This is a genomic window from Acidisphaera rubrifaciens HS-AP3 (assembly GCF_000964365.1).
Lineage (GTDB): Bacteria > Pseudomonadota > Alphaproteobacteria > Acetobacterales > Acetobacteraceae > Acidisphaera > Acidisphaera rubrifaciens.
Genome location: NZ_BANB01000231.1, coordinates 1 through 9,426, shown reverse-complemented (window position 1 = coordinate 9,426; position 9,426 = coordinate 1). Strand labels below are relative to the sequence as shown.

Sequence of the window (9,426 nt, the reverse complement as noted above, 5' to 3'; positions counted from 1 at the left end):
GTCGCCTGCTGCGCCGCCAGCGCCCGCACCGGCACGCGGCGCCGGACGAGTTGCGGGCTCTGCGCCTCGATCGCCTCCCACGCCGCCCCGAACGTCGCGCGGCGGAGGCAGTCGGCCAGGACGGGCCGCGACAGACCGAAGCGCGCCTCCAGCCCCGCGGCCAGCCTCCCGGTCCGGTAGGCGCGCCCGGCGAGGGCACGCAGCGTTGCCCGCCGCGCGCAGGCGATCGCCGGTTCGAGGCGGTCGTCGATGAACGCATCCGGCGCGGTCATCCGGCGCCTGATCGTGTCCGCCATGCCGCCGGCCGCCCGCCCCTCGATGCGGCCCGAAACGACGACCCGGCATTCCGGGGCGTGGCGGACACGCGCGTCGATGCGCCGCAACGCCGCGATGAAGGCCCGGTCCTCGCCCACCGGCGGCGCCGGCATCCCGCCGGCGGCGCGGTACGCCGCCGCCGTCACCGCGATGCTGGCGCCGGAGGCCTGGGTATGGCGCGGCCAGGGATCGGCGGGATCGGGATCAAGCAGCGCGTGGATCTCGTCGCACACGGTGTCATAGGCGCATTCGCGCGCATCGTCCTCGTGCAGGCGCAACGGAATGGCGGCCCAGTCGGGGGCGTCAAGCTCAACCCATCCGGCGACGGCGTCCGCGCCGACCCTGATTGCGGCGAGGTTCGCGCCGACCCAGTCGGGATCGACGCGCGCATCGGCGTCGGTGGTCAGCAGAAGCCCCTGCCCGCCGGCCAGACGGCATGCGGCATCCATCGCCAGACGCCGCGCATGGCCCGCGGTCGCGAGCGCCGGCGGCAGCGCGATTTCGACGACATGAAGCGTCGCGGTCAGACGCGCCCGCATGCGGTTCGCGATCGAGGGCGTTGCATCGGAACAGTTGTTCAACAGCAGCAGAATGTGATCGGCCCTGCCCGCGGTCTGGTGATCCAGCGCCTCCAGACAGGCGGCAAGATGGTCCTGCTCGTCCTTGACGGGCACGGCCACCACGACCGGACCGAGCGTTCCGGGTCCATGCGCCGCGCCCGGAGCGGCCGTCATCGGAGGTGTGCCCGCATAAAACATGTCTGTCCGTCCGGACCTTCAGCGCGTGGATCGGTGGGAGGGCGCGGCGGCGCCGGGAGGCCGGATCGCCGCGTGCATACGTGATGGCCGCCGGGGGTTTGCCGGCGCAGGTCGTGACGGAGCCAACGTCAACGCAGCAGAACATCCATGCGGTATTCGGGGGTTCGCTTGGACGTTCGGACGATGAGCGCGGATGCCGTGATGAACGCCTCCGCGGCGACGTCGGCGGTCAGCGGGTAGTCGGTCGGCCCGGTCCAATGCACCAGCAGCGCCACGCCGCCCGGCCGCAGGCTGGCCGAGGTCCGTCGCGCGGCGCGGTGCACGTCGGCGTCGTTGAGATAGTACAGCACCTCGGATAGGACGATCAGGTCGAACACGTCGTCCGGCCACTCGTTCGGAATGTGCATCCGTTCGAAACGTATCTGCGGCAGGCCGGCGCAGGACCGGCGCGCTTGATCGAGCGCGGCGTCGGCGACATCGACCGACAACAGCCGATCGCAGCGCGCGGCGAGCAGCGCGCTCAGCACGCCGATCGAGCAGCCGACCTCGAAGGCGTTTGCGAAGCGCGGCCGCGGAAGCGCGTCGATGGTCGCACGGTATTTTGCCCGCTCATAAGGGCTGTCGCGAAACCGCCACGGGTCCGGGTCGCGCGCATAGACGCGATCGAAATACGCGGGTGCGAGACTTTCAGGCACCACACGTTCATGCGCCCCGCGCTCACGCATCGAGGAACACTTCCCACGTCCCCGTATGCAGCGCGACGAAATCTTCCGGCAGACGGAAGCCGTCCGGATCATCGTCGATGAGGTCGGTCATCTGCGAGCGATGCGCCGCGATCGCCCGGCGCTTGGCCGCGAGCTGTCCGGACACGTCGAGGCGCATGGCGGCAGGCGCATCCACCTCGGTATCGTCCGGCAACGTCCAGCCCCATACCGGATAGGACATCAGCCGCGCCCCCGCGCGCCGCGCCGCCGCCGCGGCGATCAAGTGCGCGGCCGCGTGGTCACCGTGCGGATCGTGCCGCCACGTCGCGAACAGCGTGCGGCTGCCCGTCGCGCGCAGCCGCAACGCGAGCGCATCGACGAGGGCGTCGAACGCCGGGCCGGCATGCGGCGCCCGCGTATCCGGCGCATGCAGGAACGCCACGCGGTCGGCGGAAAGTCCAAGCGCCCGCACGGCCGCGCGGGCTTCGCCCTCGCGCAGCGCGGCCAGAGCGGGCGCGGGAAAGCGTCTGGAGTTCGGATGTGACCCGGTGCCGTCCGTCAGCACGACGACATGCGCCGGAATGCCCGCCGCCGCCGCCTGCGCGATCAGGCCGCCGCAGCCGAGGCTCTCGTCGTCCGGGTGCGGCGCCAGCACGGTGAAGGGGCCGCGGACGATGGCGTCGAGGCCAGCCGGCGGCGCGTTGCGGAACCGCGCCAGTGCCTCGGCCGCGCGCATCAAGGCAACGCCGCGCGCAGGAAATACCGCGCGGCGCCGGTCAACGCGGCGTCCGGCGCCGGTTGGCGGAGATACGTCTCCAGATCGCGCGTGATCCGCTCGACGGGCTCCGGCCGCATGAAGGCATGCAGGCCGACGCTGCGCTCCACCAGCGACACCGCCTCCACGCACGCCGCCTCCACCGCGCCACGGGCGAGGTCGGTGAAGGCCACGATCAGCGCGTCGTCGGCGCCGGCCTCGGCGATGTCCGCGGCCTGCGTGACCCAGAGCCGGACGGTATTTTGCAACGCGAACAGCCGTCCCGCCCGCGCCTGCTGATGCGGATCGCCGTCCCGCCGACGACCGACGAGATGGGTGCGAAACGCCTCGACAAGTCCGTCCAATCCCCCGGCCAGCACCGCGAGCACGCGCCACGCGCCGCCCGAGAAATCCGGCTGGCGGATGTAGTCGTCCGGGCCGCCGATCAGCGCGGAGGCTGGGGCGCGCATCCCGTCGAACGTCACCCGTCCGGTCGCGGACCCGCGCATCCCGCGCGCCGTCCACTCGGACAGGTCCGCGCGCTCGCCGGGCGCAAGCCGAACCAGGATCATCTGGCGCGCGCCGTCCGGCAGATCGGCCGTCACCAGCGCGCGCGTGGCGTGGCCCGCCGCCGTCGCGAGCACCTTCGCGCCATGCAGGCGATCGCCGTCGAGCACGAGCGGCGCGTCCGATGCCTGCGTGTTCCACACCGCGAAGAGTTCGCCGGCGAGCGCATCGGCAACCGCCGCGCGGACCTGTGCCGGTGCGCCGTGCCGCATGACGAGCCGCAGCGCGTTGACATGTCCCTCGTATACCCGCCCGACCACGAGATTGCCGCGACCCACCAGCCGCAGCAGCCGTGCCAGATCCGGGGCGCCCGTCGCCTCGGTGCCGAGCCCGAGGCCGCCGAACACGCGCGGCACCGGGGCCGCAAGCGCACCCGCCGCGCGGAGTTCGGCCACGTCGGTCTCCGGGAAGCTTGCCGCCATGTCGTGAAACGCAGCGCGCGTCTGCATCGCGGGAAGCAGGGCGGTCACCGCCTCGAGCAGCGATCCGATGGTGGGTGGCGCCGCCGCGTGGGCGACCTCGGCGATACATACATCCATTGCGTCACGTCAACGCAACGGCGCGCACCCGGTTGCCCGCTGCCGCCTCGGGCGGTGTCGGTGATCACGCAACGGTCGCGGCGAGCCGACCGTACGTCGTCGGATTTGAAACTTTTTTAGTGCTTCTCCACGGATGCCGCGTAGATCTCGTCCGTCGCCGCAGCCAGCGCGGCGTTGAACTGGGCGTCGGACATCGCGTGCCGCAAATCGTCGAGCAGGGCGCGCGAGAAGCTGGCGATCATGCCGTGGTTGCGGCTGAGCTTTTCGCAGGCCTCGTGACGACCGTAACCGCCCGACAGCGCGACCACGCGCGCGACACGCGGATGCTCGACGAGGGGCAGATAGAAATCGGGCTGCTCCGGAATGGTCAGCTTGAGCATGACCTGCCGCCCGTCGGGAAGGGCGTCGAGACCCTTCATGAGTTCGTTGCGCAGAAGATGCTCGGCGCCGGCCTTGTCGGGGCTTTTGATCAGTACCTCCGGCTCCAGGATCGGCAGCAGGCCATGGGCCGCGATTTGTGCGCCGATCTCGAATTGCTGGCGGGCGATCGCGGCGATGCCGGCCGGATCGGCCAGACGTATGGTCGAGCGCATCTTGGTGCCGGCCACCCCGAGCTTCACCGCGCGGTCGAGCAGCGCATCGAGGTCCGGCATCGGCTTCATCAGGCTGACGCCATCGCGCTCGGCGTCGAGCCCCTTGTCCACCTTCACGAACGGCACCACGCCACGTTCCTCCCACAGGTAGGAGGGAACCGGTCGGCCGTTCACCAGGCCGTCCATGGTCTGCTCGAACAGGATGGTGCAGATGACCTTGCTGCCGTTGAAGGACGGCGCGGTGATGATCCTGGTGCGCATCGCGTGCATCAGGCGAAACATCTCGGCCTCGCTGTCGTAGTCGCTCTCCGCGATGCCGTAGAGCTTGAGCGCCCCGGGTGTGGAGCCGCCGCTCTGGTCGAGTGCCGCGATGAAGCCGGGCTTGCCCGCGACCTGGGCAATCATCCTCGTATCGACCATGACCAATCTCCTTTCCTGGACGGCGCCCGTGGCGGACGGGGAACCAGAGGGGTCGTCGCACGCCGCCGCGCCCCGATGCAACCGCGTGCCATCACCGGCAGGCGGTTGGGCCGGGGGACGGATCAGTCAACTTTCCGCCACGCCCCGCCGTTCGAGCCACGGCAGGCAAGGAAACCGGCATGGGGCTCCGCAAAATAGTTGAGGTGCTGCTGACCGCGGCGATCCTGGGCGTGGTCGCGGCCATCGCGGTCTGGTGGCAGGAGCCTTTCCTGGCCCCCAGCCTCGGCTCCGCGGTCTTCACGCAGCTTCTGCATCCGGAGGAAGCGAGCGCGCGACCTTATGCGATCCTGATGGGCCAGGTGCTCGGCGCGGCCTCGGGCTTCGCGGGCGTGTTCCTGACCGGTGCCAACATGCAGCCGCCCTTCATGGGCGCGCACCCGCTGGTCTGGACGCGCGTTGCCGCGATCGTCGTCACCGCCGTCCTGGCGGCATCGCTCCAGCTGGTGTCCGGCGCCCTCACGCCGGCGGGGGGCGCCACCGCACTTATCGTTGCCATCGGCGCGGAGGCGGACGATCCCGCGGGCGCGGCGCATCTGGCCGTCGGTCTCCTGCTTGTCACCTCACTGGGCGAGGCCGCGCGGCGTCTGGTTCTGCGCATGAAAGGCGCCGACCGGCCCACATGACGAAACGTCCGGGAACCGCATGTTCCCGGACGACGTGCAAGCGGGCGTCCGAAACGAGTCCGGACAGCGTGCGGGCATACGCCCGCACGCCACCAGTTGGGGTCAGTTGCCGCTGCCGTGGCCACCGTGGCTGTGCTGGCCGCCCTTGCGGCCCGCTTCCGCGGCCTTCTCGTGGTCCTGTGCAAAGCTGCCGGAGCTGTGCTCGCCACCCTTCCGCCCCGCCTCCGCGGCGCGCTCCGGGTTTTGCGCAAAGTTGCCGGGATTGTCGTGGCTGCCGCCGTGACTGTGCTGCCCGCCCTTCTTCCCGGCTTCCGATGCACGCGCCCGATCGTCGGCGAAGTTGCCGGGATTGGATTTGTCGTGCTGTGCCATGTGTGCGTCCCTTTTACGGTTGGTCCCTATCGCCGCGTGGCGGATGCCCGCGGCGACACGGTGTAAACGGCAGCCCTGCGCGCCCGTTTCAGTCGCTGTCGAAACGAGCGCCATTTACTTAAGCACGGCAAATAAAACGTGGCCCGATACGTACGGTATCGCATGTACAGCCCGCTCGACCGACGCGCTCCGCAACCATATGGTTGCGTTTGACAGCATGGCAGATCAGTGATTCGGGACGCCGCCGCGCGGGGAGATGCTGGTCACCCTTGAAGCCGCTAAGCTGGCGCCCAGCCTGCTGGACGGGGCGGTCATGCTGCCGCGGCTGGCTCTGGCGGACACGCTCGACCTTTCCGGAGTGGTTGCCGAGGGGAGTGCCCCGGCGGCCGCGCGCGAGCTATCCCATGATACCGTAGCCGAATGCGCGGATCAGCCCCCGGCGTCCCGCCGGCGTGATGCCGACGGCGCGCGTGCCGTCGACACGGCGTATCCAGCCCTGCGAAAAACAGGCGCGACACAGCGCCGCACCAACGGCGCCGGCGATGTGCGGCCGACGCTCGCTCCAGTCCAGGCAGGGACGGCAGAGGATCGGCCCGCCTCGCCGGCCGGCGCGCGTCATCGCCCCATCGAGGTCTACCCCGAGGTCACGGAGGAACGTAGCGCCGTCATCCGAAAGCACGCCGCCATCGGCCGAGAAGTCGATGAATCCGGACCCACTCATGCGATCGGCAATCGCGACCGCCACCTGTCCGGCCAGATGGTCATAGCATGTGCGGGCGTACCGCAGCGCCTTGTCGCGCGGGCCGGTCACGACCGCCGTTCCGTCTCGTGGACGGTCCGTGCGGTTGATACCACCTGCAACGGTCATGATGCTTTCGAGCATGCCGGCGACGGCGGGCGATGCGAGGCGGTGATAGCGGTGCTTGCCCTGGCGGTCCATGGCCAGCAGGCCGGCCGTCGTCAGCCGCGCGAGGTGACCGCTGGCGGTCTGCGGCGTGATGCCGGCAGCCCGCGCCAGTTCCGTGGCCGTCAGGGCGCGGCCGTCCATCAACGCGGCCAACATGTTGGCCCGCGCGGGATCGCCGACGAGGGCGGCCGTCTCGGCCAGGGATGTAATGCTCGGCATGGCGCCCTGTCGTGCCCCCTATACTTCAGCCTTGAACGTCCGCCCGAGATCTCGTCCCGTTGCGCAATAGTGACGGAAGATATAGAGCAGCGGGCCCCATCTGGCGGCGTCTATGTGGTTGGTGCCGGCGATGACGATGTCGCGATGCGCGACCGGCCCCGCGCGCGATGGCCTCGACATTCGGGCCCTTGCTCGTCGATGTCATTCCGAGGACGACGCGGTCGAAGAGCATCCAGGCCGAGGACATCGGTGAGATGGTCGTCGTGCCGTCAGGATTGAGGGTCGTGATGAGCGCGACGGGGGTGCCGACGTAGAGGACCGACGGCGTGATCGTGATGTGGTCGGCATCCGGCCGGAACTCGGCAGGCAAGTCGGTGGTGTCTGGCATCGTGACTCTCCCATGCGGAGTGTCACCGTAGGCCGGCGGCGCCGTCGATGTTTCGGTTACGACCGAATTGTACGATACCCCGCGCGTGCGCGCTGCGCCCTGCTTCAACGCAGCGAATACGGGGGTCGCAAGCGCCTTTGGGAACGAACCTCTGCTCAACAAGAGACTATGCGCGTGCGTCCCCGGATGATGCGTCGCCCTCGGCGACGAGCCATTCGACGAAGGCGGTCAGCGACGGTGTCTTGTCGGCGTCGAACGGCACGAGCGCGACGTAGCCCCGGCGCGGCACGGCGATGTCGGGCAGCGGTGCGACGAGACGCCCGGCCGCCAGATCGGCCTGCAGCACCGGCACCGGGCCGATGCCGAGGCCGAGGCCGTCCGCGACCGCCTGCAGCGTGACGAAGAAATGGTCGAACATGCGCCGCCGGCCACCGGCGCCCGGATGCACGCCGGCACGCGCAAGCCAGTCCGTCCAGTCGCCCGGCCGGGTCTCCGTCGCGAGCAGGACGTGCCCCGCGACGTCGCCGGCCCGCGCGACGGGGCGGCGCGCGAACAGGGCCGGGCTCATGATCAGCGTGTCCGCCTCGTCCAGGAACGGGATGGCGCGATGCTGCGGCCACGCATCCTGGTCCGCCGGGCCACGCCGGATCGCGACGTCGAAGCCGCCGCGCAGGGCGGCATGCAGCGTGGTGGTGGTGGCCACCGCCACCTCGACGTCCGGCCGCGCCGCATGGAAGCGCTCCAGCCGGGGGATCAGCCAGCGCATGGCGAACGTCGTGGGCGCGCTGACCCGCAGGATGCGCCGGGCCTCCAGCCGGCCGCACGCCTCGGCCGCACCGGTCATCCGGTCGAACGAGAGGCTGACCTCCGCCGCGAATGCCCGCGCGGCGGGTGTGGCCACCATGCGCCGGCCCGCGCGGACGAACAGGCGCTGGCCCAGCCACCGCTCCAACGCGGCGATCTGGCGGCTGACGGCTCCGTGGGTCAGGCCGAGTTCCGCCCCCGCCTCGGCATAGCTGCCGGTGCGGGCCGCGACCTCGAACACGCGCAGGGCATTGAGCGGCGGCAGACGTCGCATCGCACCCGTGAGAAAAATCGACAGGTATCGTGACCAGACGCCGTCTGGTCGCCAAAAACTCACATGCCTACCGTCCCCGGTCGAGGGGGAGCGACGCCATGCGGACGACGGTTGCGGCGGATATGCCTTCGATCACGCAGGAGGGCGCGTCGGAGGGCGCGTCGCCACCGGCCCGGCGCGACTTGGCCGGGGCCTGCCTCGCCCACATGCTGCACGACGGATACACGGATCAGCTTTATGCCCTGCTGCCGGTCTGGCAGACGCAGTTCGGGCTGTCCTACGCCGCCGTCGCGGTGGTCCGGGCGCTGTATTACGGCACCATGGGCATCCTGCAGGTCCCGGGCGACCGGGCGGTGTCGCGCCTTCCTCCACGCACGGCGCTGGCGCTGGCGACGGTCGTCGCGGCGGCGGGGTTCGCGGTGGTGTCGCTGCCGTTCGGCTTCGCCGGGCTGTGCGCGGGGCTGGTGCTCGCCGGCATCGGGTCGAGCGTGCAGCATCCGCGCGCGTCGCTGCTGGTGACGCGCGCCTATGGCCGGGCGGCGCGCGGGCCGCTCGGCATCTATAATTTCGCCGGCGACCTGGGAAAGTCGATCTTCCCCGTCGTCGTCGCCCTTCTGCTTCCCGTCGTCGCCTGGCGCCCGGTGGTGGGTCTGATGGCGGGGGTGGGGCTGGTGACGGCCGCCGCCCTGCTGGCCGTGCTGCCCCGCCAGCCCGTGTCCGCACCCGCCGACGCGAAGCCCGCCGGCCACGGCGACGGCGGAAGCGGCTTCTGGCTGCTGTTCGCCATCGGCGCGCTCGATACGGCGACCCGCATGGGCTACCTGCTGTTCCTCCCGTTCCTGCTGCACACGCGGGGGGCCGGCGGCGCCGAGGTCGGTCTCGGGCTGGCACTGCTGTTCGGCGGCGGCGCGCTCGGCAAGGCCGCGTGCGGCTGGCTCGGCGAACGTCTGGGCGTGGTCTGGAGCGTGGCGCTCACCGAAGCCGCGACGGCGCTTCTGATGGTCGCGACGGTGCTGACGCCGCTGCGTCTCACCCTGGTGCTGCTGCCACTGCTGGGCATCGTGCTCAACGGGACGTCGTCCGTCCTGTATGGCACGGTCCCCGACCTCGCGCCGAAGGGCGATACCGG

Annotated in this window: 11 protein-coding genes; 2 read left to right on the top strand and 9 right to left on the bottom strand. The window is 70.8% G+C overall.

The features are described 5' to 3' along the window. The 5 genes from B8460_RS08010 to B8460_RS07990 all read right to left on the bottom strand — a co-directional run. A partial coding sequence (locus B8460_RS08010; protein WP_048861063.1) for a glycosyltransferase occupies nt 1-1,049 on the bottom strand: 1,049 nt, incomplete at its 3' end. Between the two features lie 152 nt (nt 1,050-1,201). Then, a complete protein-coding gene (locus B8460_RS08005) occupies nt 1,202-1,768 on the bottom strand; it encodes a class I SAM-dependent DNA methyltransferase (RefSeq protein ID WP_241771143.1) in 567 nt (188 codons plus the stop codon). 22 nt (nt 1,769-1,790) lie between these two features. Continuing rightward, nucleotides 1,791-2,513, bottom strand: coding sequence for a PIG-L deacetylase family protein (locus B8460_RS08000; RefSeq protein WP_048861061.1), 723 nt, complete (start codon nt 2,511-2,513; stop codon nt 1,791-1,793). Beyond that, entirely contained in the window at nt 2,513-3,637 is a 1,125-nt protein-coding gene (locus B8460_RS07995; RefSeq protein WP_052945175.1) for an acyl-CoA dehydrogenase family protein, read from the bottom strand. The genes B8460_RS08000 and B8460_RS07995 overlap by 1 nt, the downstream gene beginning before the upstream one ends. A 116-nt stretch (nt 3,638-3,753) precedes the next feature. Beyond that, a complete protein-coding gene (locus B8460_RS07990; RefSeq protein WP_048861060.1) occupies nt 3,754-4,650 on the bottom strand; it encodes a fructose bisphosphate aldolase in 897 nt (298 codons plus the stop codon). Nucleotides 4,651-4,853: 203 nt separating this feature from the next. On the opposite strand from B8460_RS07990, the gene B8460_RS07985 reads away from it, so the two are divergent. Next, nucleotides 4,854-5,333 carry an HPP family protein gene (locus B8460_RS07985; RefSeq protein WP_158322755.1) on the top strand — a complete coding sequence of 160 codons (480 nt, stop codon included), beginning with the start codon at nt 4,854-4,856 and terminating at the stop codon, nt 5,331-5,333. Between the two features lie 102 nt (nt 5,334-5,435). On the opposite strand, the gene B8460_RS07980 is transcribed toward B8460_RS07985, so the two are convergent. The 4 genes from B8460_RS07980 to B8460_RS07965 all read right to left on the bottom strand — a co-directional run bounded on the left by B8460_RS07980 (nt 5,436) and on the right by B8460_RS07965 (nt 8,297). Then, entirely contained in the window at nt 5,436-5,705 is a 270-nt protein-coding gene (locus tag B8460_RS07980) for a con-10 family general stress protein (protein ID WP_048861058.1), read from the bottom strand. 397 nt (nt 5,706-6,102) lie between these two features. Further along, nucleotides 6,103-6,831, bottom strand: a complete 729-nt coding sequence (locus tag B8460_RS07975) for an ArsR/SmtB family transcription factor (RefSeq protein WP_048861057.1) — start codon at nt 6,829-6,831, stop codon at nt 6,103-6,105. 25 nt (nt 6,832-6,856) lie between these two features. Continuing rightward, nucleotides 6,857-7,219 (bottom strand): hypothetical protein, encoded by a 363-nt coding sequence (locus B8460_RS07970; RefSeq protein ID WP_241771142.1) that lies wholly within the window; start codon nt 7,217-7,219, stop codon nt 6,857-6,859. Nucleotides 7,220-7,385: 166 nt separating this feature from the next. Continuing rightward, nucleotides 7,386-8,297, bottom strand: coding sequence for a LysR substrate-binding domain-containing protein (locus B8460_RS07965; RefSeq protein WP_048861056.1), 912 nt, complete (start codon nt 8,295-8,297; stop codon nt 7,386-7,388). A gap of 98 nt (nt 8,298-8,395) precedes the next feature. Here B8460_RS07965 and B8460_RS07960 point away from each other — a divergent pair. After that, nucleotides 8,396-9,426: MFS transporter (locus tag B8460_RS07960; protein ID WP_241771141.1), on the top strand; the 1,031-nt coding region annotated here is incomplete at its 3' end.